We start from the raw sequence: 25,701 nt of genomic DNA on the forward strand, positions 1-25,701 counted from the left end.
CGGCGCTTAGATCGCGCCATGCTTGCGCAGCAGCTCCAGCACCTGCTTCACGCCCTCTTCCACGTTGATGCTCTGGGTGTCGATCACCAGATCGGCATCCTGCGGCACGTCGTACGGGAAGCCTTCGCCTGGGATGTTGTCGCCACCGGCGGCATAAAGCCCTTGCGGGTCACGCTCGCGGCAGACCAGCGGCGAGGCCTGGACGTAGACGGTCAGCAGACGCTCCTTGCCGATCAGTGCCTTGGCCTGTTCACGGCCTTCGGCATCCGGGGCAACGAACGCGGCCAGGGTCAACAGGCCGGCTTCGTTGAACTGGCGCGCCACATGGGCGGCGCGACGCCAGTTCTCGGTCCGGCCAGCGCGATCCTGCGGCAAGCCCTTGTTCAGGTCGTGGCGCAGGTTCTGGCCGTCAAGCACGTAGACCGCACGGCCCAGGTCGAACAGCTTGCGCTCCACGGCGTAGGCCAGGGTGCTCTTGCCCGCGCCCGACAGGCCGCTGAACAGCACGGTGGCCGGTTGCTGGCCAAGGCGCAGCGCACGCTCTTCGGTGGATACGTGGCACAGGTTGCCGTGCTGGCTGGCGGTGCCATGCGGCAACACCGGCGGAGCGATGATCATGCCGGCGCCGACGGTGCCGTTGGTCAGGCGGTCGATGACGATGAAGGCACCGGTGGTGCGGTTGCTTTCGTAACCGTCCAGGGCGATCGAGGCATCGAGCGCGACCTTGACCCGGCCGATCTCGTTGAGCTGCAAGGCACTGGCCGCGCCAAGCTCAAGGGTGTTCACATCGACCTTGTGGGTGATGCTGGCGACCGAACCCGGCACGTAGCTGGTGGCACGCTTGATGTCGTACTTCTTGCCCGGCAGCATCGGCTCTTCGGACATCCACACCAGCATGGCGTCGAATTGGTCGGTCACCGGTGGAACGTTGTCGGCATGCACCAGCAGGTCGCCACGGGAGATGTCGATCTCGTCTTCCATGGTCAGGGTCACGGCCTGGCCTGGGCCTGCGTGTTCCAGCTCGCCTTCGTAGGTGACGATGGACTTGACCCGGCTGCTCTTGCCCGACGGCAGCACGACGACTTCGTCGCCCTTGTGCACGACGCCGCTGGCCAGGGTGCCGGCAAAGCCACGGAAATTCAGGTTCGGACGGTTGACGTACTGCACCGGGAAACGCAGGTCGGTGAAGTTGCGGTCGGCCGCGACTTCGACGGTTTCCAGGATTTCCATCAACGCAGGGCCCGTGTACCACGGCGAACGCTCGCTGCGGTTGACCACGTTGTCGCCCTTGAGCGCCGACATCGGCACGAAGTGCAGGCTGCTCGGCGTCAGGTTGATGGCTTCGGCGAACTTCAGGTAGTCGGCCTTGATCGACTCGAACACCTGCTCGTCAAAGCCCTTCAGGTCCATCTTGTTGATGGCCACGACGATGTGCTTGATGCCCAGCAACGAGGCGATGTAGCTGTGCCGGCGGGTCTGGGTCTGCACGCCGTAGCGGGCATCGACCAGGATGATCGCCAGGTCGCAGGTCGAGGCGCCGGTGGCCATGTTGCGGGTGTACTGCTCGTGGCCCGGGGTGTCGGCGATGATGAACTTGCGCTTGGCGGTCGAGAAGTAGCGGTAGGCGACATCGATGGTGATGCCCTGCTCGCGCTCGGCCTGCAGGCCGTCGACCAGCAGCGCCAGGTCGACTTCCTCGCCGGTGGTGCCAGACTTCTTCGAATCACGGGTGATGGCCTCGAGGTGGTCCTCGTAGATCATCTTCGAGTCGTGCAGCAGGCGCCCGATCAGGGTGCTCTTGCCATCGTCGACGTTGCCGCAGGTGAGGAAACGCAGCAGTTCTTTACGCTCGTGCTGAGCCAGATAAGCGAGGATGTCTTCGCTGATCAAATCGGATTGGTGCGACATGGAGTAACCCTGAAATTAGAAGTAGCCTTGGCGTTTCTTGTCTTCCATGGAACCGGCGCCATCGTGGTCGATGACGCGGCCCTGACGTTCGGACGTTCGGGTCAGGAGCATTTCCTGGATGATGTCCGTCAGGGTCTCGGCCTCCGACTCGACAGCGCCCGTCAGCGGGTAGCAGCCGAGGGTACGGAAACGCACCTTCTTCTTGACGATGCGCGCCTTGTCCTCGTCGGACAGGTGCTCGAGGATGCGATCGTCGTCGATCATGATCAGGGTGCCGTTCTTCTCGATGACTTCACGCTCGGCGGCGAAGTACAGCGGCACGATCGGGATGCCTTCGAGGTAGATGTACTGCCAGATGTCCAGCTCGGTCCAGTTCGACAGGGGGAAGACGCGAATCGATTCGCCCTTGTTGACCTTGCCGTTGTACACGTTCCACAGCTCGGGACGCTGGTTCTTCGGGTCCCAGCGGTGCTTGCTGTCACGGAACGAGTAGACACGTTCCTTGGCACGGGACTTCTCCTCGTCACGGCGCGCGCCGCCGAAGGCCGCGTCGAAGCCATGCTTGTCCAGCGCCTGCTTGAGGCCCTGGGTCTTCATGATGTCGGTGTGCTTGGAGCTGCCGTGGGTGAACGGGTTGATGCCCTGCGCCACACCTTCCGGGTTGACGTGGGTGATCAGCTCGAGCCCCATTTCCTCGACCATCTTGTCGCGGAAGCTGTACATCTCCTGGAATTTCCACTGGGTATCGACATGCATCACGGGGAACGGCAGTTTGCCCGGGAAGAAGGCCTTGCGCGCCAGGTGCAGCATTACGGCGGAATCCTTGCCGATCGAGTACAGCATCACCGGGTTGTCGAACTCGGCGGCCACCTCGCGGATGATGTGGATGCTTTCCGCCTCCAGCTGTTTCAAGTGCGTCAGTTTGTCGACCATGGCTACTCACGAAAAACGATCTTATGGACGGCCAGCGGGCCGTGTTCGAGCGAGCCACTTTATCACAGCGGCACATTCTATTTAGGCGGCGGGCTAGAACGAAACAGTCTAAGAATATGCCCGCGCGTTTGGGCTGACCTGCGCGATTCGGGCGGTCGCCGCCATTTCGCACCTACGAAGGTACGCAGGATCACACCGGATTCGGACAATCGATGAACAGGTGCTCCAGCGCGAAATGCCGCGCCAGGTAGTCACCCAGCGCCTGCACCCCGTAGCGCTCGGTGGCGTGGTGGCCGGCCGCGATGAAGCTGATGCCGTTCTCGCGGGCGCTGTGATAGGTCTGCTCGGACGCCTCGCCGCTGATGAACAGGTCGACCCCTGCCGCGATCGCCTGGTCGATATAGCCCTGGCCGCCGCCGGTGCACCAGCCGACCCGGCGAATCACTTGCTCGCCTTCGATGAGCAACGGCTCGCGCCCCATCACGTCCTGGACCCGCCGGGCGAAATCACGCGCCGACAGGGGTTCGGCCAGCGAGCCGACCAGTCCGACCACCTTCGGGTTGCCAGGATCGAGCGGGCCCTCGACGGTGATGTCGAGCTGGCGCGCCAGCTGCACGTTGTTGCCTACCTCCGGGTGCACGTCCAGCGGCAGATGGAAGGCCAGCAGGCTGAGGTCGTGCTTGAGCAGGGTCTTCAGGCGGCGCTGCTTCATGCCGGTGATGCAGGGGTTCTCGCCCTTCCAGAAGTAGCCGTGGTGCACCAGCACGAGGTCGGCCTCGGCTTCGACCGCCGCGTCCAGCAGTGCCTGGCTGGCCGTGACCCCGCTGACGATGCGGGTGACGTACGGACGGCCCTCGACCTGCAGGCCATTGGGGCAGTAATCCTGGATTTTCGCGCTCGACAGGTAGCGCTCGGCCTCCTCTACCAGGGTGCTCAGGGCAACGGCCATGAAAAGTCTCCTAAATCAGCGGTTTTGCCGGGCGCCAAGGCCCGTATAATGGCCGCCATTATGGGCCGTCGCAGGTTTGGGGGAAACCTGCGGCAGTCACCGGGGACCATCGCCGACCAGCCTTTTACACAGTATGATCGCGCGCGCTCGCACCCCGGGTCGCACTGATGCGGCCCCATCCCACTTCCAGGATTCGTTCAATGCACAAGGCTTTGCGTTACTTTGGCTGGCCACTGCTGACCGGCGTACTGATCGCCATGCTGGTCATCCAGCGCTTTCCGCAATGGGTAGGCCTGCCCAGCCAGGACGTCAACCTGCAGCAGGCGCCGCAAACCACCAGCATCATGCAAGGCCCGGTGTCCTACGCCGATGCCGTGGCCATCGCCGCGCCCGCCGTGGCCAACCTGTACACCACCAAGGTGGTCAACAAGGCCGCTCATCCGCTGTTCGAAGACCCGCAGTTCAGGCGTTTCTTTGGCGACAACCTGCCCAAGCAGCGGCGCTGGGAGTCGAGCCTGGGCTCGGCGGTGATCATGAGCCCGGAAGGCTACCTGCTGACCAACAACCACGTGACCTCCGGTGCCGACCAGATCGTGGTGGCGCTCAAGGACGGCCGCGAGACCCTGGCGCGGGTCATCGGCAGCGACCCCGAGACCGACCTCGCGGTGCTGAAGATCGACCTCAAGAACCTGCCGGCCATCACCATCGGCCGCTCCGACAACATCCACATCGGCGACGTGGCCCTGGCCATCGGCAACCCCTTCGGCGTTGGCCAGACCGTGACCATGGGCATCATCAGCGCCACCGGCCGCAACCAGCTGGGCCTGAACAACTACGAGGACTTCATCCAGACCGACGCGGCGATCAACCCGGGCAACTCCGGCGGCGCGCTGGTGGATGCCAGCGGCAACCTCACCGGTATCAACACCGCGATCTTCTCCAAGTCCGGGGGCTCGCAGGGCATCGGCTTTGCGATCCCGACCAAGCTGGCGCTCGAGGTGATGAAGTCGATCATCGAGCACGGCCAGGTGATTCGTGGCTGGCTGGGCATCGAGGTGCAGCCGTTGAGCCAGGACCTGGCCGAGTCGTTCGGCATGCAGGGCCGGCCGGGGATCGTGGTGGCGGGGATCTTCCGCGACGGTCCGGCTCAGAAGGCCGGGCTGCAGCTGGGTGACGTGATCATGTCGATCAATGGCGAACCCGCCGGAGACGGTCGCCGCTCGATGAACCAGGTGGCGCGGATCAAGCCGAACGAGAAGATCAGCATCGAGGTGATGCGCAACGGCAAGCAGCTCAAGCTGGTGGCCGAGGTGGGGTTGCGTCCGCCGCCGGCGCCGGTGGCGGCGGCAAAGGAAGAGAAGTGATCTGAGAGACTGGGGGCGCTTTGCGCCCCCATCGCGGGCGGTCCGGCGTCCCGGCTAGCCCGCTCCCAAAGGCGCCCCCAGTTGCATCAATGCAGGATCTGGCTCAGGAACAGCTTGGTCCGCTCGTTCTTCGGCCGGTCGAAGAAGTCATCCGGCGCCGCCTGCTCGACGATCTCCCCCTTGTCCATGAAGATCACCCGGTTCGCCACGGTGCGGGCAAAGCCCATCTCGTGGGTCACGCAGAGCATGGTCATGCCGTCCTCGGCCAGGCTGACCATAGTGTCGAGCACTTCCTTGACCATCTCCGGGTCGAGCGCCGAGGTCGGCTCGTCGAACAGCATGATCTTGGGCTTCATGCACAGCGCCCGGGCAATCGCCACGCGCTGCTGCTGGCCACCGGACAACTGCCCTGGATACTTGTTGGCCTGCTCCGGAATGCGCACCCGCTCCAGGTAATGCATGGCGATTTCCTCGGCCTTGCGCTTGGGCATCTTGCGTACCCACATCGGCGCCAGGGTGCAGTTTTCCAGGATGGTCAGGTGCGGGAACAGGTTGAAGTGCTGGAACACCATGCCCACTTCCCGGCGGATCGCTTCGATCTGCTTGAGGTCGTTGGTCAGCTCCACGCCATCGACCACGATGCGCCCCTGCTGGTGTTCCTCCAGCCGGTTGAGGCAGCGGATGGTGGTCGACTTGCCCGAGCCCGACGGCCCGCACAACACGATGCGCTCACCCTGGCGCACGTTGAGGTTGATGTCCTTGAGCACGTGGAACTGCCCGTACCACTTGTTCACGCCCTGCATCTGGATAATGCCTTCAGGGCCCACAGGCTGCTTGATCGCTTCACTCATCTCGAACGCTCCTAACGCTTGTGGCCTGTGTCCAGCTTGCGCTCCAGGTGCATGGAGTAGCGGGACATACCGAAACAGAAAATCCAGAACACCAGGGCCGCGAACACGTAGCCCTCGGTCGCCATGCCCAGCCAGGCCGGGTCAGCCGCGGCCTGCTTGACGCTGTTGAGCAGGTCGAACAGGCCGATGATGATCACAAGGCTGGTGTCCTTGAACAGGGCAATGAAGGTGTTGACGATGCCGGGAATCACCAGCTTGAGCGCTTGCGGCAGGATCACCAGGCCCATCGAGCGCCAGTAGCCCAGGCCCATCGCCGCGGCGGCCTCGTACTGGCCCTTGGGGATGGCCTGAAGGCCGCCCCGCACCACTTCGGCGATGTAAGCCGACTGGAACAGGATCACCCCGATCATCGCCCGCAGCAGCTTGTCGAAGCTCATGCCCTCAGGCAGGAACAGCGGCAGCATCACCGAGGACATGAACAGCACGGTGATCAGCGGCACGCCCCGCCAGAACTCGATGAAGGTCACGCAGACCACCTTCACGGCCGGCATGTTCGAGCGCCGCCCCAGCGCCAGCAGAATCCCCAGCGGCAATGCGCCGACGATGCCCACGGTGGCGATCACCAGGGTCAGCATCAACCCGCCCCACTGGCTGGTCGGCACGGTCGCCAGACCCAGGTACCCACCGTGCAGCAGGGTGTAGGCGAAGACCGGATACAGCACCAGGAAGCCCAGGCCATAGATAGCCTTGCGTGGAAAACGCGGGATGAACAATGGCGCTGCGCCGAGCACCGCCAGCCACACGGTCAGGTCGACCCGCCAGCGCAGCTCGGTCGGGTAGTAGCCGTACATGAACTGGCCGAAACGCTGCTGGATGAACACCCAGCAGGCGCCCTCCTTGGTGCAGTCGGCGCGGGTGGTGCCAACCCAGTTGGCGTCGAGGATCGACCACTGCAGCAGCGGCGGCACGACCAGCCATACCAGGTACAGGGCAAACAGGGTCAGCAGGGTATTGAGCCAGCTGGAGAACAGGTTGGCGCGCATCCACGCCAGCACGCCGACGGCTTTCACCGGCGGCGGCATGTCAGGTTTGAAAACATGTGCATTCATGCGCGAATCCTCACCGCTCGATCAGCGCAATGCGCTTGTTGTACCAGTTCATCAGCAGCGAAATGCTGATGCTGATCGCCAGGTACACGCTCATGGTGATGGCAATCACCTCGATGGCCTGGCCGGTCTGGTTGAGCACCGTGCCGGCGAACAGCGAGACCATCTCCGGGTAGCCGATGCCGGCCGCCAGCGAAGAGTTTTTCGCAAGGTTCAGGTACTGGCTGGTCAACGGCGGGATGATCACCCGCAGCGCCTGGGGAATGATCACCTTGCGCAGGGTCGGCCCTTCGCGAAGGCCCAGCGAGCGGGCAGCCTCGGTCTGGCCATGGCTGACCGAGCGGATGCCCGACCGCACGATCTCCGCGATGAAGGCCGCGGTGTAGATGGTCAACGCCAGGGTCAGCGCCAGCAGCTCGGGAATCAGCACCCAGCCGCCGGTGAAGTTGAAGCCCTTGAGCTGCGGCACTTCCCACTGCACGGGGCTGCCGAACAGCAGCACGCACATGCCGGGGATACCGATGAACAGCGCGAGCCCGACCCAGACCTTGTGGAACGGCTCGCCGGTTTCCTCGAAGCGGCGGTTGGCCAGGCGGACCATCAGCACGATCGCCAGCACCGCGAGCAGCAGACCCATCACGAAAGGCCAGAAGCCCTCCGCGAGGCTTGCGCCTGGCATGTTCAGGCCACGGTTGCTGATGAAGAATGAATCACCGATGTTGATGCTGCCCCGCGGCCCCGGCAGGGTCAGGAACACCGCGAAATACCAGAACAGTATTTGCAGCAACGGTGGAATGTTACGGAAGATCTCGACGTAGACCGTCGCCAGCTTGCTGATCATCCAGTTGGGCGAAAGCCGCGCCACACCGATGATGAAGCCCAGCAGCGTGGCCAGGATGATGCCGATGAAGGTCACCAGCAGGGTATTGAGCAGGCCGATGACGAACACCCGCGCATAGCTGTCGGACTCGGTGTAGTCGATCAGGTGCTGGGCAATGCCGAAGCCGGCGCTGCGCTCGAGGAAATCGAAGCCGGAGGTGATGCCCCGGTGCTGCAGGTTCGTCTGGGTGTTGTGGAACAGGTACCAGCCCACGCCGACCACCAAGGCCACCGTGAGAATCTGGAACAGCCACGCGCGCACACGTGGATCACTGAGGGAGAATCCCTTGGGCGCGCCGATTTGATTTTGCATGAAATGCCCCGGTAAAAAGGGAACCGAACACCCTGCGGCGGGCGGTGCCGCCGCAGGGTGCAGCCATCAGCGCACCGGTGGTGCGTACTGGATGCCGCCGTTGTTCCACAGCGCATTCAGGCCGCGGTCGATCTGCAGCGGGGTTTCCTTGCCCAGGTTCTTCTCGAAGACTTCGCCGTAGTTGCCGACCTGCTTGACGATCTGCACCACCCAGTCCTTCGGCAGCTTCAGGTCCTTGCCGTACTCGCCGTCGGCGCCCAGCATGCGGGCCACGTCAGGGTTCTTGGTGCCCTTGGCCTCGGCCTCGACATTTTTCGAGGTGACGCCCATTTCCTCGGCGTTGAGCATGGCGTAGAGCGTCCACTTGACGATGCTGAACCACTCCTCGTCGCCCTTGCGCACGACAGGGCCCAGGGGCTCCTTGGAGATGGTCTCGGGCAACACGACGTACTCGGTCGGCGCGGCCAGCTTGGAGCGCTGCGCGTACAGCTGCGACTTGTCGGAAGTCAGCACGTCGCAACGGCCCGACTCCAGCGACTTGGCGCTTTCATCGGAGGTGTCGAAGGTGATCGGGGTGTACTTCAGGCCGTTGGCGCGGAAGTAGTCCGACACGTTCAGCTCGGTGGTGGTGCCCGCCTGAATGCAGATGGTCGCGCCATCGAGCTCCTTGGCGCTGGAAACACCGAGTTTCTTGTTCACCAGGAAGCCGATGCCGTCGTAGTAGGTGACGCCGGCGAACACCAGGCCCATGCCGGCATCACGCGAGCTGGTCCAGGTGGTATTGCGCGACAGCACGTCGACTTCGCCGGACTGCAGCGCGGTGAAGCGCTCCTTGGCGTTGAGCTGGCTGAACTTGATCTTGGTCGCGTCGCCGAACACCGCGGCCGCCACGGCGCGGCAGACATCGGCGTCGATGCCGACGATGTTGCCTTTGGCATCCGGGACCGAGAAGCCCGGCAGGCCATCACTCACGCCACACTGGACAAATCCTTTCTTCTTGACGGCATCCAGGGTTGCACCTGCCTGGGCCAGACCAGTCGCGCCCAGGGCGGTCGCAGCGGCCAGCACTGCCAGGGTGGATTTCAGAAACTTCATTCACAACCTCCAATCGCTCTTGTTGTTCGAGCCGGAACCTGCACCGCACCCTTATGAGGCGCATCCGACCCCTTGTTGGCTTGTTTTTGGGTCAATTGGCGCAATGGGCCGTTCTGTGACAGCCTTGTTCGGTGCGAAGGGTGTTACCGTCGCCACCGCGTCTCTTTGCTTCGAGGTGTGATTAAGCAAAGCGCGTACCACAGTTGCAGGCTCAAGCGTTTAAGCGACCGTCAAGTAGGAAAAGTTTTAGAGTTGCGACATCTACTTCTGAGAATTCCCTGCAACGCCTCATATCCATGCACTTATGAAGAACGTGCGCACCCATTCGGAGCAGTCATGACCCACCCGCTGATTCTTGAACCGCAGAAAACCGCCGACGCCTGTGTGATCTGGTTGCACGGGCTGGGCGCCGACCGTTACGACTTCCTACCGGTGGCCGAAGCGCTGCAGGAGCACCTGGTCAGCACCCGGTTCGTCATGCCCCAGGCGCCTACCCGGCCGGTGAGCATCAATGGCGGCTACGCCATGCCGAGCTGGTACGACATCAAGGCCATGAGCCCGGCACGTGCCATCGACGAGGAGCAGCTCGAGGCGTCCGCGGACCAGGTCATCGAGCTGATCGAGGCCGAGCGGGCCAAGGGCATCGACCTGACGCGCATCGTGCTGGCCGGGTTTTCCCAGGGCGGCGCGGTGGTGCTCCACACGGCCTATATGAAATGGCAGGAAGCGCTCGGTGGCGTGCTGGCGCTGTCCACCTACGCCCCAACCTTTGCCGCGGACAACGAGCTGACCGCCTGTCAGCTGCGTACCCCGGCCCTCTGCCTGCATGGGGTGCATGACCAGGTCGTGATCCCGGCCATGGGGCGCACGGCCTACGAGCATCTCAAGCAATGGGGCGTGAGCGCCGACTGGTCCGAATACCCCATGGAACACGAGGTGGTGCAGCAGGAGATCAGCGATATCTATCACTGGCTCAGCGAGCGCCTGCGCTGAAACGCCCCCCGTTGTAGTTGCCCGAGCATTCCACTACGCCGCGCCCGATTCTTGCATTACACTGCCCGGCGTACATTCCTTAATCAATTGATGAGATGACCGTGCTCAAGGCACTCAAGAAAATATTCGGCAAGAGCGAGGGCGCGCCACACGCCCCCGAGCCCATTGCCAGCGTGACGCCGCCCGCCGCCCCTGCCCGCCCTGCCGCCGCTCCGGCTCCTGTCCAGGCCGAAGCAGCCGCCGCGCCCTCTCCTGCTGCCGTTGAAACACCGATGGCTGAAACACCGATGGCTGAAACACGGGTGGCCGAACAACCGGCAGTCGTCGAATCGACCGCCGTGCCACCGATAGCCGACAAACCACGTCGTGCGCGAAAGCCCAAGCCACAGGCCTCGTTGTGGAAACTCGAGGACTTCGTGGTCGAGCCGCAGGAAGGCAAGACCCGCTTCCACGACTTCAAGCTGTCACCCGAGGTGATGCACGCCATCCATGACCTGGGCTTTCCTTATTGCACGCCGATCCAGGCCGAGGTGCTGGGTTACACCCTGCGCGGCCAGGATGCCATTGGCCGGGCCCAGACCGGCACCGGCAAGACCGCGGCCTTCCTGATCTCGATCATCTCCCAGCTGCAGCAGACGCCGCCGCCCAAGGAGCGCTTCATGGGCGAGCCGCGCGCGCTGATCATCGCCCCGACCCGCGAGCTGGTGGTGCAGATCGCCAAGGACGCCGAGGCGCTGACCAGGTACACCGGCCTCAATGTGATGAGCTTTGTCGGTGGCATGGACTTCGACAAGCAGCTCAAGACCCTGGAAGCGCGTCACTGCGACATCCTGGTGGCCACCCCGGGCCGCCTGCTGGACTTCAACCAGCGCGGCGAGGTGCACCTGGACATGGTCGAGGTGATGGTGCTGGACGAAGCCGACCGCATGCTCGACATGGGCTTCATCCCCCAGGTGCGGCAGATCATCCGCCAGACCCCGCCCAAGAGCGAACGCCAGACCCTGCTGTTCTCGGCCACCTTCACCGACGATGTGATGAACCTGGCCAAGCAGTGGACCACCGACCCTGCGATCGTCGAGATCGAGCCCGAGAACGTTGCCAGCGAGACCGTCGAGCAGCACGTCTACGCGGTGGCCGGCAGCGACAAGTACAAGCTGCTGTACAACCTGGTGACCATCAACAAGTGGGAACGGGTGATGGTCTTCGCCAACCGCAAGGACGAAGTCCGGCGCATCGAGGAGCGCCTGGTGCGCGATGGCGTCAACGCCGCGCAGCTGTCGGGCGATGTCCCGCAGCACAAGCGAATCCGCACCCTGGAAGCGTTCCGTGAAGGGCGCATCACCGTGCTGGTGGCGACCGACGTGGCCGGGCGGGGTATTCACATTGACGGCATCAGCCATGTGATCAACTTCACCCTGCCTGAAGATCCGGACGACTACGTGCACCGGATCGGCCGTACCGGCCGTGCCGGCACCAGCGGCGTGTCGATCAGCTTTGCCGGCGAGGACGACTCCTACCAGCTGCCGGGCATCGAAGCCCTGCTAGGTCGCAAGATCACCTGCGAAATGCCGCCGGAAGAACTGGTCAAACCGGTGCCGCGCAAGCACAGCTAGTCATCTGTAAGGCACCTGATTGCCCGGCTATGCCGGGCCGGGGTTGTGATTATCTGGGTAGAGGACAGAACCTCTCACAGTGAGAGGAGCTCGCCCGGCGAACGGGGCGCCACCGGATTTCGGCGGACACTCACCACCGCCCCGCCGCCTCCTGGTCGCTCGCCTTCCCTTCAACCCACCGCGGGCCCTCCCCCGTGGTCTCCTTCTTCCAGAACGGTGCCCGGGTCTTCAGGTAATCCATGATGAAGTTGCAGGCATCGAACGCTGCCTGCCGATGGGCGCTGGCCACGCCGACGAAAACGATCGGCTCGCCCGGCTCCAGCGCGCCGATGCGGTGCAGCACCTGGACCTTGAGCAGCGGCCAGCGGCCATTGGCTTCATCGGCGATCTTGCCCAGCGCCTTCTCGGTCATCCCCGGATAATGCTCCAGGAACATCCCCGCCACTTCGCGCCCGTCATTGAAGTCACGCACGTAACCGACAAAGCCGACCACCGCGCCCACGCCGACATTGGCGGCATGCATGGCATTGAGCTCATGCCCTGGATCGAACGTCTCCTGCTGCACGCGAACGCTCATCTCATCCTCCCGTCACGGGCGGAAAGAATGCCACTTCATCACCCTCGCCCACAGGCTCGTCGAGCTTGCACAAGTCCTGGTTACGCGCGCACATCAGGTTCTGCTCGGCCAGCAGCGCGTACTCGCCGCCACGGGCGAGCAGCGCCCGGCGCACGTCGTCAAGAGTCAGGAAATCACCGGCCAGCACCTCGCCATCCTGCCCCAGCGCTTCACGGTAACGGGCGAAATACACAACGTTGATGTTCATTGCGCGGCCGCCTTGAAGTCGCCGCTCTTGCCGCCGGTCTTCTCCAGCAGGCGCACCTGCTCGATGACCATGCCCTTATCGACAGCCTTGCACATGTCGTAGATCGTCAGCGCCGCCACGCTGGCGGCGGTCAGCGCCTCCATTTCCACGCCCGTCTGCCCGGCCAGCTTGCAACGCGCGACGATGCGCACGCAGTCGCTGCCTTCAGCTGCGAGTTCGACCTTGACGCTGGTCAGCATCAGCGGGTGGCACAACGGGATCAGGTCGCTGGTCTTCTTCGCCGCCTGGATCCCGGCGATGCGCGCCACGGCGAACACATCGCCCTTGGGGTGCTCGCCCTCGACGATCATCTGCAGGGTCTGCGGCAACATGCGCACACGCGCTTCGGCCACCGCCTCGCGTTCGGTTACGGCTTTTTCAGTGACGTCGACCATGTTGGCGCGCCCCTGGGAATCGAGATGAGTCAGCACAGCTCTGCTCCTGTGAAGGGAGCAAAGAGTGTAAACCCGCAGGTCAGGTTTTCGCAGCAAAAAAGCGCCAGGCCCCGGCACGCTTGCCGCCCAACAACATAATAAAAATAAATGATTTTAAGAAAATTCAAAATCACGATTTCTGATAATTAACTTATTCCAAAAAAGACTTTCACGATGAGTTTTTATAGGAATATCTTCATTTCCAGAGCCCTGGATCCTGCGCAACGTGACCGCCAGCCGCGCCTGATCCCAACCCTCATCTTCGCCACTGCTTTCGAAGCTGCACCCTCACCCCGGGCCAGTGCCAGGCTTAATGGATTATTTCTGACATGCCAGCTACCGCCACCCCGATACACACCAAGACGTTTCACCTGTCACTCCTGACCAGCGCCCTGCTGCTGTCGGCGCTGCCGCCGGTAGCCCAGGCGGCCAGCGGCGACCCTACCCTCGACACCGTGACGGTGATCTCCACCGGTGTCCGCGGGCAAGAGCGCACCGTGGCCAACAGTCCGGCCCCGATCGACGTGATCAACAGCGAACAGCTGCTCAAGACGGGCCGGGCCGAGCTGTCCGAAGCGATTTCCAAACTGCTGCCCTCGTTCAACTTCGGCACCAACGTCGCCGGCTACAACTCGGTCACCCGTCCCTTGAGCAACCGCAGCCTCGGTCCCGCCTACACGCTGGTGCTGGTCAATGGCAAGCGCCGGCACAACGGCGCGATCGGCCAGCGTGGCTCGATCGACAACAGCGGGGCCAATGCCGTCGACATCGACCTGATCCCGGTCAGCGCGGTCGACCACATCGAGGTGCTCAAGGACAGTGCCGCCGCCCAATACGGCTCGGATGCGGTCGCTGGCGTGATCAACATCATCCTCAAGTCCAGCAGCGAGGGCGGCCACATCGAGAGCAGCTACGGAAAGCTGTTCTCCGGTGAGGGTGAAACCATCAAGGTCGCTGGCGACCAGGGGTTCACCCTCGGCGACAGCGGCTTTGTGCACCTCTCGGCCGACGCTCGCAAACGTGGCGACGCCTCATGGAACGACAAGGCCGACAGCTCCGTCAGGGCCTACCAGGACCCAGTGAAGGAAGCCGCCTGGGACCGCGAAGCAATCAAGAACGGCGACCCCGACCTCAAGGCCTTCAATGTCGCCTACAACGCCGAACTGCCGCTCGACAACCTGACCCTGTACTCGTTTTCCACCTATGGCGAGCGCGACGCCGAAGCCGCGAACTACTTCCGCCTGCCGACCGGAACGGCCTCGGTGCCGGAGGTGTTTCCAGACGGTTACTACCCACTGAACAACATCAAGGACCGGGACTACCAGTTCCTGTTCGGTGGCAAAGGGCAACTGGCCGAGTGGAACTGGGACCTCAGCACCACCTACGGGCGCAACAACGTCCACCACTCCAGCGACCTCAACATCAACCCGTCCCTGGGCACCGCCTCGCCGACCCGCTTCGATAACCTGGCGACCTTCCGGTTCGAGCAATGGGTCAACAACCTCGACATCACCCGCCGCTACGACAGCCTGTTCAGCCTGACGTCGCCGGTGCAGGTGTCGGCAGGCCTTGAGCATCGCTGGGAGCGCTTCAGCACCTTCGCCGGGGACCCCGAGGCGTATGTCACCGGCAACTACCCGGCGGCCTCTGGCGCCCAGGCGGCCGTTACCATTCGCCCGGAAGATGAAGTCAGCCTGATTCGCAACAACTATGCCGGCTACCTGGACCTGGGTTTTGACCTGAGCGAGCGCTGGTTTCTCGATGTCGCCGGCCGGGTCGAGCATTACGACGACGATTCTGGCAACACGTTTGGCCTGAAAGTGAACTCCCGTTATGAGCTGACCGACACCGTGGCGGTGCGCGGCACCGTCGGTACCGGATTCCGCGCGCCATCCCTGACGCAGATCGGCTACACCGTCGCGGACAACCGGGTCGCCACCGACGTGAACGGCAACGTCGTGCCCGCCGTGACCCGCCTGACACCTTCAGGCAGCAGCCTGGCCCAGGCCTTGGGCGGCGATGACCTGAAACCGGAAAAATCCCGCAACCTCGGGCTCGGACTGACCTGGCAACCGGCGCCGCGCACCAGCATCACCGCCGACGCCTACCTGATCGACATCGACGACCGGATTGCCCTGACCACCAACATCTACGATCAGGGCAACGGCGTCATCAACGGTATCCTTGCCGCTCAAGGCGTCCCCACGGGCACCTGGGTCAACTACTACACCAACGCGTTCGACACGCGTACCCGCGGCCTGGACATCGTCGCCGACCACAGCACCCCGCTGGATGCCTGGGGCGACGTGCGCTGGAGCCTGGCGTTCAACTGGAACAAGACCACCATCGAAGGCACCCGCGACACGCCAGCGGCACTCGCCAACTCGGGGGTGAACGTGGTGGGTCGAGACCGCGAAGGCGAGCTGACCGACGCCTCGCCCAAGACCAAATGGATTCTCGGCGCCAACTGGAAGATCGCCGACCTCGCGGTCAACCTGCAGACCACCCGCTACGGCTCGGTCAAGACCCTGGCGGTAAATCCCAGCGGTGACCGCAGCTTCGGCGCGAAATGGATCACCGATCTGGACGTCAGCTATACGTTCGCCGACCACCTGACGGTCAGCCTGGGTGGCACCAATATCTTCAACGAACGCCCGGATGACCACGCGGTGTACAGCAGCCTGGGCCTGGCACCTTACGGCAGCCCGCCGTTCTATCCAGGCGGAGGCTATTGGTACAGCAAGATTGCCTACGATTTCTAAGCGAGGGGTTGCCAGCAAGCCTGCTTGAAGCAGGCTGCTGGCAAAGGGGGTTACAGGTGCCCTTCGGCGTATTCGGCCAGCACCGAACGCGGCACCCCTTGCAGGGTGATGTGCACGCCGTGGGGGAAGTCCTTGAAGCGCTCGGTCAGGTAGGTGAGGCCCGAGCTGGTGGCGGACAGGTAAGGCGTATCGATCTGCGCCAGGTTGCCCAGGCAGACCACCTTGGAACCGGCGCCGGCACGGGTGATGATGGTTTTCATCTGGTGCGGGGTCAGGTTCTGGCATTCATCGATCAGGATCAGGCTTTGCTGGAAGCTGCGCCCACGAATGTAGTTCAGCGACTTGAACTGCAACGGCACGCGCTCAAGGATGTACTCGACGCTGCCATGGGTGCTCTCGTCGTCCATGTGCAAGGCCTCGAGGTTATCGGTGATGGCGCCCAGCCACGGCTCCATCTTCTCCGCCTCGGTGCCCGGCAGGAAGCCGATCTCCTGGTCCAGCCCCTGCACGCTACGGGTGGCGATGATGCGCCGGTAGCGCTTGCTGACCATGGTCTGCTCGATGGCCGCGGCCAGGGCCAGGATGGTCTTGCCCGAACCCGCGGCGCCGGTGAGGTTGACCAGATGGATATCCGGATCGAGCAAGGCGAACAGCGCCAGGCTCTGGTGGATGTCACGCGGTTTCAGGCCCCAGGCTTCCTGGTGCAGCAAGGGTTCCTGGTGCAGGTCGAGCAGCAGCAGCTCGTCTTCCCTGATGCCCTTGATCCAGCCGACGAAGCCCTGCTCGTCGATGATGAACTCGTTGACGTGCACCGCCGGCAGGTTATCCGTCAGCTGCACACGGTGCCAGGTGCGGCCGCGCTCCTGGCGGGTCTCGACCTTGCTGACCCGGTCCCAGAACGAGCCGCTCACCGAGTGATAGCCCTTGGACAGCAATGCCACGTCATCGACCAGCTGGTCGGTGCTGTAGTCCTCGGCCGCGATGCCACAGGCGCGCGCCTTGAGGCGCATGTTGATGTCTTTGGTCACCAGCACCACGTCCACGTCCTTGCGCTTGGCCCGCAATTCCAGGAGCTGGTTGATGATGATGTTGTCGTTCAGGGTTTCGGGCAGCAGGCGATGGGGCTCGTTGCGCGGGCTCATCAGGATCGACAGAAAGCCCTTCGGCCCGCTCTTGTTGCGCTGGATCGGCACACCCAGTTCGACATCCGCGGGCGACGCATCACCCAGGGTCTGGTCGATCAGGCGAATGGCCTGACGGCATTCGGCGGCCACGGTGTGCTTGCCCGTCTTGAGCTTGTCGAGTTCCTCCAGCACCGTCATCGGAATCGCGACGTGGTGCTCCTCGAAGTTGAGCAGGGCGTTGGGGTCGTGAATCAGTACATTGGTATCGAGCACATACAGGATTGGCTGGGTGGAGGAAAGGGTGCGTCCATGGTCATCCATACTCGGTCACCTTATGCAAGAGCCAGACGGCGCCGCAAGGCAACGCCGCAGAGTGACTGCCGGTCTCCCCGCGCCCGCGTCGTTACGGGTAGGGAGGACTCTGGACAAGGTGAGGCCAGGTGACGCCACCTGTACTCCAGGGTTCGGCTGTCTGACTCCTTGATACTCCAAAACCGATGACCGTAAAAAGCATTTTTACGTACAAATGAAGTTTATTTTTCCGATTGACGATCAGGGCTTGGCGAGTGGCGATAGTGCCGCTACATTCAAGGATCAACACCCCCTTGTACATCACCTGTACGCTTGGCAATCCTCCCAGCCGATCCCGCTCTGCGCCGTGTGCCGCAGCAGCCACTCCACTGCCGGCTGGGCCCTGGCCTGGCTGTCGTGGAACTGGATCACGCCCTTGCGCCACAGCAGCATCAGGCTGAGCACTCGCTGGGCCGACGCTTCGGCCGTCAGCGGTCCGTCGTCCTGGGCATCGATATCCCACAGCGACACCTGCAGTTGCTGGCTGGCCATGAAGGCTTCGCCGTCGGCACGGCGCTGGCCATAGGGTGGGCGGAACAGCGGGACGTATTCGTCCGGCAGCTCGCTTTGCACGCGCGCCTGGCTGCGGCGCAGCGAGTCCTGCCAGTCCTTCCACTGCGCATGAGAGCGGTATTCCCAGCCCTGGATTCCTACGCACTGGCCGGCGTAGAGCGTGCGCAGGCCGTTGCCGGGTCCGGCGGCGCGGCGCTGCTCGAAACGGTTGCCCAGCACGAAGAAGGTCGCGGCCAGCTTCTGCCGGCGCAGGTAGTCGGCCAGGGCATCCGTGGCCCCGCCCTGAGGGCCCGGCCCGCCGGCGAAGGTCAGCAGGAACAGGCGATCGTTGAGTTCGTCGCCGTTGCGCTCGGCCGCCGAATAGCGCTCGATCTCGCTGCCGGACTGAGGAAAGACCGCTGCCTTGCGCAGTTGTTCGTTGAGGTAGTCGACATGGAACTGCCGGGCGGGCGCCAGCCAGGGTGCGTAGAACTCGCCGACATTGGCGGCGAACGTCGCCGCTTGCGCCTGCAAATCGGCAATTGACTCGACGGGGTAGCAGAACGAGGCATCCTGCTCGCAGCTCTGCCGCGCCTGGTCGTAGTTCTGCCACAAGCGCTGCCACATGCGTGCCCTGACTGCGCGGATCATCTGCAGGTTGATCTGCCTGAGTTGCAGCCGCGCGGCCAGCTGCGGCTCGTCGAGCATCTCGCTCTCTTGCAGGGCCTGGGCAAACGAGAGGATCTCGGCCCGCGAGGCAACATCGAACAACACCGGACTGTCGAGCTGCTCGGGCCAGGCACCACGGTCGAGGCTGGCAACCGGCAACGGAGCGGCCTGGACGGCCAGGCTCAGCACGCCGGCCAGCAGGGTCAGGGCAATGCGCACGATCGGACTCTCCCTAGGACATGCCGCGCACTATAGCGGCTGCCGGGCGGATGGTCTGTGGCTATTGTGCCCATAGCTGGAGATCACCGTCCTGCCCCCGTAGAATCGCGGCCACGACTTAAGGAGCCGACCCTGATGCTGACGGTGATTTCCCCCGCCAAGACCCTCGACTACGACACCCCGCCGGTAACCCAGCGCCACACCCTGCCGCAGTACCTCGACGACTCCCAGGTACTTGTCGAGCAACTGCGCGAGCTGAGCCCACCGCAGATCAGTGAACTCATGCACCTGTCCGACAAGCTCGCCGGGCTCAATGCCGCCCGCTTTGGCAGCTGGAGCCCGGACTTCACCCCCGCCAACGCCAAGCAGGCGCTGCTGGCGTTCAAGGGTGACGTGTACACCGGGCTGGATGCCGAGAGCTTGAGCGAGGATGACTTCAGCTACGCCCAGGACCACCTGCGCATGCTCTCGGGCCTGTATGGCCTGCTGCGTCCGCTCGACCTGATGCAGCCGTACAGACTGGAGATGGGCACCAAGCTGGCCAACGCCCGGGGCAAGGACCTGTATGCGTTCTGGGGCACGCGCATCAGCGAATGGCTGAACCAGGCGCTGGCCGACCAGGGGGATGACCTGCTGCTGAACCTCGCCAGCAATGAGTACTTCAGCGCGGTGAAGCGCGGGGCGTTGAAGGCGCGGGTGATCGATACCGAGTTCCGCGATTTCAAGAACGGGCAGTACAAGATCATCAGCTTCTACGCCAAGAAGGCGCGGGGGTTGATGAGCCGGTTCGTGATTCAGGAGCGGGTTGGGGATCCGGAGATGTTGAAGCAGTTTGATGCGCAGGGGTACTACTACAGCGCGGAGCAGTCCTTGGTGGACAAGCTGGTGTTTCTGCGGGATGAGGTGCCGGGGTAAGGCTGGGTTCTAGAGCGCGATCGGGCGATTCGTTTGCAGGGTGTCAGATTGAACGGCGTCGCAGGTTTTGCGGCCCCTGCGGGCCCGTTTCGCGGCACAAGGCACGCTCCCACAGGGCCCGGCGATGCCGGGCCGGGATTGCGATCAGATGTCGGCAATGCCTCACCAAAGCGCCCCCAACGCCCCCACCCCCGCTCCAAAACGAAGCACACCTCAAACCGCCATTACGCCATTATCCCGGCGCCAATAACCTGCCGCACCTACCTATATCGCAAATCGCCATAAGACCGTTCGTAGTTTTTTGACGATTTTTGAAAAAAATTTTTCGATGCTGGCACAAAACTATCTCACCCCATTCTGGCCCCGTATATGCAAGGGTGCCGCAGTGAAGTGCCATCATAATGAGAGTATTTTTAGCTGAAGAAATATTTAGAAAACCTTCATGCGCCCTTCTCCCCCTCAGGAACTTAGGTCCTTTTTCCCGCTCATACCACCCGTAACGACATTCATGCGGCAACGTAAGAAAAGACTTACACAAGGATTACGGCAGGTATCCGCTACCCGCCCATAACAACTTTGACGCACGCACCGGTTCCCGGCCGCGGCGCTTAAAGCAGGAGAGACGCGCCCCCTTCAAATCGTCCTAGTGGTTGATTTCAAAGGATTTTATTCACTTGAAAGAACAAGCACAGCAGCGCGCCACGTAGCGCATTGCAATAAAGACGGCTGCATTTCAGGGCACGCTCTTAACTTACTGGCCTTTGGCTGCCAACTTTGAGTGCATAACTTTTGCACTCCGAATTTATATGCCTGCGTCTGGAGCATAGACATGTTTTTGTCGTGCGTCCATGCGCCCGAATACTGCTGATCAATCAATGGGTCTGGCTCTTTTTCCAATCGAGCCGGCGTGACAAACACACGAGGTGAATGCGATGCGTATCAGCATCTTTGGTTTGGGTTATGTGGGTGCAGTCTGTGCGGGCTGCCTGTCGGCACGCGGTCATGAAGTGATTGGTGTGGATGTTTCGCAGACCAAGATCGACCTGATCAACCAGGGCAAGTCGCCCATCGTCGAACCAGGTCTGGAGGCATTGCTGCAACAGGGCATCGCCAACGGCCGCCTGCGTGGCACCACCGATTTCGCCGAAGCGATCCGCGCCAGCGACGTGTCGATGATCTGCGTGGGCACGCCGAGCAAGAAGAACGGCGACCTGGGCCTGGAGTACATCGAGTCGGTATGCCGCGAGATCGGCTACGTACTGCGCGACACCACCCGCCGCCACACCATCGTGGTACGCAGCACCGTGCTGCCGGGCACCGTGAAGAACGTGGTCATTCCGATGCTCGAAGAGTGCTCGGGCAAGAAGGCCGGCGTCGACTTCGGCGTGGCGGTCAACCCTGAGTTCCTGCGCGAAAGCACCGCGATCAAGGACTACGACCAGCCACCGATGACCGTCATCGGCGAGTTCGACACCGCCAGCGGTGACGTGCTGCAAGCGCTGTACGAAGAGCTCGACGCCCCGGTCATCCGCAAGCCGATCGAAGTGGCCGAGATGATCAAGTACACCTGCAACGTGTGGCACGCCACCAAGGTCACCTTCGCCAACGAGATCGGCAACATCGCCAAGGCCGTCGGCGTCGATGGCCGCGAAGTGATGGACGTGGTCTGCCAGGACAAGACCCTGAACCTGTCGCAGTACTACATGCGCCCAGGCTTCGCCTTCGGCGGCTCGTGCCTGCCCAAGGACGTGCGTGCCCTGACCTACCGGGCCAGCAGCCTGGACGTCAAGGCGCCCCTGCTCGACTCGCTCATGCGCAGCAACGAGTCCCAGGTGCAGAACGCCTTCGACATCATCGAAAGCCACGACAAGCGCAAGGTCGCCCTGCTGGGCCTGAGCTTCAAGGCCGGCACCGACGACCTGCGCGAAAGCCCGCTGGTGGAACTGGCCGAGCGCCTGATCGGCAAGGGCTACGAGCTGAACATCTACGACAGCAACGTGGAGTACGCCCGCGTTCACGGCGCGAACAAAGACTACATCGAGTCGAAGATCCCGCACGTGTCCTCGCTGCTCAACGCGGACTTCGAGCAAGTGATCAACAACGCCGACATCATCGTGCTGGGCAACCGCGACGAGAAATTCCGCGCCTTGGCGCAACAGGCTCCGGCCGGCAAGCAGGTGATCGACCTGGTGGGCTTCATGGGCGCGGCAACCTGCCCGACCAGCCGTACCGAAGGCATCTGCTGGTAAACCCAGGCAGGGGTGCGGGGCCGTCCGGCCCTGCGCCCCGCCCCTTTTTTCTCGCGACGGATGCAGAACATGCAAAGGCTCAAGACCGTGCTGTTGCAGAGTGCCGGGTGGTTGTTCTACATGAGCCTGCTCATGTTGATCGCCCTGGCCGTGCCCGGCGACATCTTCGACCCGCAGTCGAAGCACTTCATCTTCCTGGTGGGCGCCGTGGGCATCTGGCGCTACTCCATGGGCGCGACCCACTTCGTGCGCGGGATGATCTTCCTCTACGGCGTCTATCCCTACCTGCGGCGCAAGGTGCGCAAGCTGGGTGAGGCGGCCGATCCGTCGCACGTCTACCTGATGGTCACCAGTTTTCGCATCGATGCGCTGACCACCGCGCAGGTCTACAGCTCGGTGATCCGCGAAGCGGTCAACTGCGGCTTCCCGACTACCGTGGTCTGCTCGCTGGTGGAGATGTCCGACGAGCTGCTGGTGAAAAGCCTGTGGGCCAAGTACAACCCGCCCGAGCACGTCAAGCTCGACATCGTGCGCATCGCCGGTACCGGCAAGCGCGATGGCCTGGCCTATGGTTTCCGCGCCATCTCGCGGATGCTGCCAGACCAGCACGCCGTGGTCGCGGTGATCGACGGCGATACCGTGCTGGGCGACGGCGTGGTGCGCAAGACCGTGCCCTGGTTCAAGCTGTTCCCTACGGTCGGTGGCCTTACCACCAACGAATTCTGCGAAGTGCGTGGCGGCTACATCATGAGCGAGTGGCACAAGCTGCGCTTCGCCCAGCGCCACATCAACATGTGCTCGATGGCCCTGTCCAAGCGCGTGCTGACCATGACCGGACGCATGTCGATGTTCCGCGCAAGCGTGGTCACCAACCCCGAGTTCATCGCCGACGTCGAGAGCGACTCGCTCGAGCACTGGCGCCTGGGCCGCTTCAAGTTCCTCACCGGTGACGACAAGTCGAGCTGGTTCAGCCTCATGCGCCTGGGCTACGACACTTTCTACGTGCCGGATGCGGCGATCAACACGGTCGAGCACCCGCCGGAAAAAAGCTTCCTCAAGGCCAGCCGCAAACTGATGTACCGCTGGTACGGCAACAACCTGCGGCAGAACTCCCGCGCCCTGGGCCTGGGGGTCAAGCGCCTTGGACTGTTCACCTGCGTGGTGCTGTTCGACCAGCGTGTGTCGATGTGGACCAGCCTGCTGGGGCTGACCGTCGCGGTCATCGCCAGCTTCAAGTTCGGCCTGGGCTTCCTGCTGGTGTACCTGCTGTGGATCGGCATCACCCGCCTGATCCTCACCATCATGCTGCTGTGCTCTGGGCACAACGTAGGACCGGCCTACCCGCTGATCCTCTATTACAACCAGATCGTCGGCGCGGTGATGAAGATCTACGTGTTCTTCCGCCTCGACAAGCAGTCCTGGACGCGTCAGCCCACTGCCCTCAAGCGTGACCTTGCCAGCTTTCAACAATGGTTCAACACCTGGTCCTCGCGGACCATGACCTTCTCGGCGGCCAGCATCTTCGTGGCTGTGCTGTTCATGGTCGTGTGAGCCCAAACCGGATCAGATCTAACAGGAACGAATCGCCATGAATACCGCCGTGAACGTCAATGTCGTGCATGAGTCCGAAGCCCAGCGCCAGCACGCCCGAGTGAAAATTCCGGCCAAGCTGCGCTACCTGGGGCCCAACCGCGAAACCCAGGAAGTGAAAGTCGAGGACCTGTCGGCCGGCGGCCTGAGCTTCCACGCCAAGCAGCCGCTGAACGTCGGTGAAGTGCTGCGTGGCCGCCTGCAGTTCGTGGTCGACAACCTGGGCCTGGCGATGGACATCGAGTTCCAGGTGCGCTCGTTCAACAGCGCCGACGGCCGTACCGGCGCGCAGTTCCAGAACCTCGAGCAACGTGACATCTCCACCCTGCGCCACATCATCACCTCGCACCTGTCGGGCGAGCTGATCAGCGTGGGCGATGTGCTCAGCACCCTGCAGCGCGAGAACTTCACCAAGGCGCGCAAGCAGAAGGACGGTGGCTCGGGCATGAGCGCCTTCGGCCGTCTGCGCGCGGTGACGGTGAGCCTGGGCGTGTTCGTGGTTGGCGTGGCGGCGTTCGGCTTCATCGCCAAGTCGCTGTATGGCCTGTACTTCGTCAGCCACGCCCAGGCCGGCGTGGTCGCGGTGCCCACCACCAACGTCACCATGCCGCGCGACGGCACCGTGCAGAGCCTGGTGCAAGGTGGCGGCGATGTGATCAAAGGCGCGCCGCTGGCCTCGTTCAGCACCAGCATGCTCGATCTGCTCAAGGGTCACCTGGACGACCAGCAACTGGAGCCTTCGAAGGTCGAGGAACTGTTCGGCAAGCAGCTCAGCGGCACCCTCACCAGCCCGTGTGACTGCGTCGTCTCGCGTCAGCTGGTCGACGACGGCCAGTACGCGAGCAAGGGCCAGGTGATCTTCCAGCTGGTGCCACGCACCACCGTGCCAACCGTGGAAGCGCGCTTCACCTACCGCCAGTTCGACGAGGTCAAACCGGGTACCCGGGTCAACTTCCAGGTGGCCGGCGAAGACGAAATCCGCACTGGGCAGATCGTCAGCAGCGCCAGCCTGAACAGCGAAGACCTGGCCTCGGACATTCGCGTGCAGATCAAGCCGGATGGTGCGCTGCCTGCCGAACTGGCCGGGCGTCCTGCGTCGGTGAACAGCGACCGTGGTCCTTCGCTGAACTGGCTGATCGACAAGGCCGCGGCTCGCGGGCTCTAAGAGGGATCTGATGATGAGTTCAGGATACCGTGGGACCTGTGGCTGGCTTGGGCTGTGCGCACTGGCGGTCGCCGTGGCCGGCTGCGCCGGCCTGCCCGACCAGCGTCTGGCCAACGAGGCGATGAAGCGCGGTGACACCGCGCTGGCCGAGCAAAACTACAAGGCCCTGGCGGACCTGGGCTACAGCGATGCCCAGGTCGGTCTGGCGGACATCCAGGTCGCCACCCAGGACCCGGACAAGATCAGGCAAGCCGAGGCCACCTACCGCGCCGCGGCCAGCACCTCGTCCCGCGCCCAGGCCCGCCTTGGCCGCCTGCTGGTGGCCAAGCCCGACAGCACCCAGGCCGAGCGTGAAGAAGCCCAGACCCTGCTCAAGCAGGCTGCTGCCCAAGGCGAAGGCAACACCCTGATCCCGCTGGCGATGCTCTACCTGCAGTACCCGCAGAGCTTCCCCAACGTCAACGCCCAGCAGCAGATCGACCAGTGGCGCGCGGCCGGCAACCCGGAAGCGGGCCTTGCCCAGGTGCTGCTCTATCGCACCCAGAACACCTATGACCAGCACCTGGACGAGGTCGAGAGCATCTGCAAGGCCGCCTTGCAGAGCACCGACATCTGCTACGTCGAGCTGGCCACCGTCTACCAGAAGCGCGGCCAGGCCGACCAGCAGGCCGCGCTGATCGAACAGCTGAAAAGCGCACATGCCCGCGGTGTGGTGCCGGCCAGCCGCGTCGACAGCGTTGCCCGCGTGCTGGCCGACCGCAGCCTGGGCCAAACCGACGAAAAAACCGCCCAGGCGCTGCTCGAACAGGTCGCCCCGGCCAACCCGGCCTCCTGGGTCAGCCTCGCCCAGCTGCTCTACGACTT

General features: G+C 63.3%; 20 protein-coding genes and 1 pseudogene. 9 read left to right on the top strand and 12 right to left on the bottom strand.

Annotated elements, in window-relative coordinates; translation table 11 throughout:
- Positions 1-6: 6 nt before the first annotated feature.
- From cysN to VJS90_RS01945, 3 genes are all read right to left on the bottom strand, one after another.
- Positions 7-1,908, bottom strand: coding sequence for a sulfate adenylyltransferase subunit CysN (cysN, locus tag VJS90_RS01935; protein ID WP_324118554.1), 1,902 nt, complete (start codon positions 1,906-1,908; stop codon positions 7-9).
- Positions 1,909-1,923: 15 nt separating this feature from the next.
- On the bottom strand, positions 1,924-2,841 hold the full coding sequence (gene cysD / locus VJS90_RS01940; protein WP_158459931.1) for a sulfate adenylyltransferase subunit CysD: 918 nt from the start codon (positions 2,839-2,841) through the stop codon (positions 1,924-1,926).
- 190 nt (positions 2,842-3,031) lie between these two features.
- Positions 3,032-3,790, bottom strand: coding sequence for a Nif3-like dinuclear metal center hexameric protein (locus tag VJS90_RS01945; protein ID WP_324118558.1), 759 nt, complete (start codon positions 3,788-3,790; stop codon positions 3,032-3,034).
- 200 nt (positions 3,791-3,990) lie between these two features.
- On the opposite strand from VJS90_RS01945, the gene algW reads away from it, so the two are divergent.
- On the top strand, positions 3,991-5,154 hold the full coding sequence (algW, locus tag VJS90_RS01950) for a Do family serine endopeptidase AlgW (protein WP_324118559.1): 1,164 nt from the start codon (positions 3,991-3,993) through the stop codon (positions 5,152-5,154).
- 86 nt (positions 5,155-5,240) lie between these two features.
- On the opposite strand, the gene VJS90_RS01955 is transcribed toward algW, so the two are convergent.
- The 4 genes from VJS90_RS01955 to VJS90_RS01970 all read right to left on the bottom strand — a co-directional run bounded on the left by VJS90_RS01955 (position 5,241) and on the right by VJS90_RS01970 (position 9,398).
- Positions 5,241-6,005: an amino acid ABC transporter ATP-binding protein gene (locus VJS90_RS01955; RefSeq protein ID WP_324118560.1), complete on the bottom strand. Its 765-nt coding sequence runs from the start codon at positions 6,003-6,005 to the stop codon at positions 5,241-5,243.
- Between the two features lie 11 nt (positions 6,006-6,016).
- Positions 6,017-7,114, bottom strand: a complete 1,098-nt coding sequence (locus tag VJS90_RS01960) for an amino acid ABC transporter permease (RefSeq protein WP_324118563.1) — start codon at positions 7,112-7,114, stop codon at positions 6,017-6,019.
- A 10-nt stretch (positions 7,115-7,124) separates the two neighbouring features.
- Positions 7,125-8,303 carry an amino acid ABC transporter permease gene (locus tag VJS90_RS01965; RefSeq protein WP_324118565.1) on the bottom strand — a complete coding sequence of 393 codons (1,179 nt, stop codon included), beginning with the start codon at positions 8,301-8,303 and terminating at the stop codon, positions 7,125-7,127.
- 66 nt (positions 8,304-8,369) lie between these two features.
- The gene (locus VJS90_RS01970; RefSeq protein ID WP_158459925.1) at positions 8,370-9,398 is read right to left on the bottom strand and encodes an amino acid ABC transporter substrate-binding protein; all 1,029 of its coding nucleotides are present in this window, start codon (positions 9,396-9,398) and stop codon (positions 8,370-8,372) included.
- A gap of 336 nt (positions 9,399-9,734) precedes the next feature.
- Between VJS90_RS01970 and VJS90_RS01975 the strand changes: the two genes are divergently transcribed.
- On the top strand, positions 9,735-10,391 hold the full coding sequence (locus VJS90_RS01975; protein ID WP_324118567.1) for an alpha/beta hydrolase: 657 nt from the start codon (positions 9,735-9,737) through the stop codon (positions 10,389-10,391).
- 101 nt (positions 10,392-10,492) lie between these two features.
- A complete protein-coding gene (rhlB, locus tag VJS90_RS01980) occupies positions 10,493-12,004 on the top strand; it encodes an ATP-dependent RNA helicase RhlB (protein ID WP_324118570.1) in 1,512 nt (503 codons plus the stop codon).
- A gap of 130 nt (positions 12,005-12,134) precedes the next feature.
- Here the strand turns inward: rhlB and moaE are convergent, their stop codons facing one another.
- The 3 genes from moaE to moaC are packed head-to-tail and all read right to left on the bottom strand — an operon-like array spanning position 12,135 to position 13,298.
- A complete protein-coding gene (gene moaE, locus VJS90_RS01985) occupies positions 12,135-12,581 on the bottom strand; it encodes a molybdopterin synthase catalytic subunit MoaE (RefSeq protein ID WP_324118572.1) in 447 nt (148 codons plus the stop codon).
- A gap of 1 nt (position 12,582) precedes the next feature.
- Positions 12,583-12,828, bottom strand: coding sequence for a MoaD/ThiS family protein (locus VJS90_RS01990; protein ID WP_324118574.1), 246 nt, complete (start codon positions 12,826-12,828; stop codon positions 12,583-12,585).
- Entirely contained in the window at positions 12,825-13,298 is a 474-nt protein-coding gene (moaC, locus tag VJS90_RS01995) for a cyclic pyranopterin monophosphate synthase MoaC (protein ID WP_324118576.1), read from the bottom strand. The genes VJS90_RS01990 and moaC overlap by 4 nt, the downstream gene beginning before the upstream one ends.
- 332 nt (positions 13,299-13,630) lie before the next feature.
- On the opposite strand from moaC, the gene VJS90_RS02000 reads away from it, so the two are divergent.
- Positions 13,631-16,063, top strand: a complete 2,433-nt coding sequence (locus VJS90_RS02000) for a TonB-dependent receptor (RefSeq protein ID WP_324118578.1) — start codon at positions 13,631-13,633, stop codon at positions 16,061-16,063.
- A gap of 50 nt (positions 16,064-16,113) precedes the next feature.
- On the opposite strand, the gene VJS90_RS02005 is transcribed toward VJS90_RS02000, so the two are convergent.
- Positions 16,114-17,508: a PhoH family protein gene (locus VJS90_RS02005; RefSeq protein WP_324118580.1), complete on the bottom strand. Its 1,395-nt coding sequence runs from the start codon at positions 17,506-17,508 to the stop codon at positions 16,114-16,116.
- Positions 17,509-17,799: 291 nt separating this feature from the next.
- A complete protein-coding gene (locus tag VJS90_RS02010; RefSeq protein ID WP_324118583.1) occupies positions 17,800-18,918 on the bottom strand; it encodes a polysaccharide deacetylase family protein in 1,119 nt (372 codons plus the stop codon).
- 135 nt (positions 18,919-19,053) lie between these two features.
- On the opposite strand from VJS90_RS02010, the gene yaaA reads away from it, so the two are divergent.
- From yaaA to VJS90_RS02035, 5 genes and pseudogenes are all read left to right on the top strand, one after another.
- Positions 19,054-19,833 (top strand): peroxide stress protein YaaA, encoded by a 780-nt coding sequence (gene yaaA, locus VJS90_RS02015; protein ID WP_324118585.1) that lies wholly within the window; start codon positions 19,054-19,056, stop codon positions 19,831-19,833.
- Positions 19,834-20,765: 932 nt separating this feature from the next.
- Positions 20,766-22,082 (top strand): UDP-glucose/GDP-mannose dehydrogenase family protein, encoded by a 1,317-nt coding sequence (locus VJS90_RS02020; protein ID WP_324118587.1) that lies wholly within the window; start codon positions 20,766-20,768, stop codon positions 22,080-22,082.
- A 69-nt stretch (positions 22,083-22,151) separates the two neighbouring features.
- Positions 22,152-23,633 (top strand): mannuronan synthase, encoded by a 1,482-nt coding sequence (alg8, locus tag VJS90_RS02025; protein ID WP_324118589.1) that lies wholly within the window; start codon positions 22,152-22,154, stop codon positions 23,631-23,633.
- Positions 23,634-23,670: 37 nt separating this feature from the next.
- Entirely contained in the window at positions 23,671-24,837 is a 1,167-nt protein-coding gene (locus tag VJS90_RS02030; protein ID WP_324118591.1) for an alginate biosynthesis protein Alg44, read from the top strand.
- 13 nt (positions 24,838-24,850) lie between these two features.
- Positions 24,851-25,701: pseudogene (locus VJS90_RS02035) on the top strand (alginate biosynthesis protein AlgK); the annotation flags it as partial.

Source organism: Pseudomonas sp. (assembly GCF_035277045.1).
Classification (GTDB): Bacteria; Pseudomonadota; Gammaproteobacteria; order Pseudomonadales; family Pseudomonadaceae; genus Aquipseudomonas.

Coding starts and splice junctions, on each gene's coding strand:
- VJS90_RS02005 (WP_324118580.1), bottom strand. CDS start 17,508: ATGGATGACCATGGACGCACCCTTTCCTCCACCCAGCCAATCCTGTAT.
- VJS90_RS01945 (WP_324118558.1), bottom strand. CDS start 3,790: ATGGCCGTTGCCCTGAGCACCCTGGTAGAGGAGGCCGAGCGCTACCTG.
- alg8 (WP_324118589.1), top strand. CDS start 22,152: ATGCAAAGGCTCAAGACCGTGCTGTTGCAGAGTGCCGGGTGGTTGTTC.
- VJS90_RS02020 (WP_324118587.1), top strand. CDS start 20,766: ATGCGTATCAGCATCTTTGGTTTGGGTTATGTGGGTGCAGTCTGTGCG.
- algW (WP_324118559.1), top strand. CDS start 3,991: ATGCACAAGGCTTTGCGTTACTTTGGCTGGCCACTGCTGACCGGCGTA.
- VJS90_RS01970 (WP_158459925.1), bottom strand. CDS start 9,398: ATGAAGTTTCTGAAATCCACCCTGGCAGTGCTGGCCGCTGCGACCGCC.
- VJS90_RS02000 (WP_324118578.1), top strand. CDS start 13,631: ATGCCAGCTACCGCCACCCCGATACACACCAAGACGTTTCACCTGTCA.
- VJS90_RS01965 (WP_324118565.1), bottom strand. CDS start 8,303: ATGCAAAATCAAATCGGCGCGCCCAAGGGATTCTCCCTCAGTGATCCA.
- VJS90_RS01955 (WP_324118560.1), bottom strand. CDS start 6,005: ATGAGTGAAGCGATCAAGCAGCCTGTGGGCCCTGAAGGCATTATCCAG.
- moaE (WP_324118572.1), bottom strand. CDS start 12,581: ATGAGCGTTCGCGTGCAGCAGGAGACGTTCGATCCAGGGCATGAGCTC.
- VJS90_RS01990 (WP_324118574.1), bottom strand. CDS start 12,828: ATGAACATCAACGTTGTGTATTTCGCCCGTTACCGTGAAGCGCTGGGG.
- yaaA (WP_324118585.1), top strand. CDS start 19,054: ATGCTGACGGTGATTTCCCCCGCCAAGACCCTCGACTACGACACCCCG.
- VJS90_RS01975 (WP_324118567.1), top strand. CDS start 9,735: ATGACCCACCCGCTGATTCTTGAACCGCAGAAAACCGCCGACGCCTGT.
- cysD (WP_158459931.1), bottom strand. CDS start 2,841: ATGGTCGACAAACTGACGCACTTGAAACAGCTGGAGGCGGAAAGCATC.
- VJS90_RS02030 (WP_324118591.1), top strand. CDS start 23,671: ATGAATACCGCCGTGAACGTCAATGTCGTGCATGAGTCCGAAGCCCAG.
- VJS90_RS01960 (WP_324118563.1), bottom strand. CDS start 7,114: ATGAATGCACATGTTTTCAAACCTGACATGCCGCCGCCGGTGAAAGCC.
- cysN (WP_324118554.1), bottom strand. CDS start 1,908: ATGTCGCACCAATCCGATTTGATCAGCGAAGACATCCTCGCTTATCTG.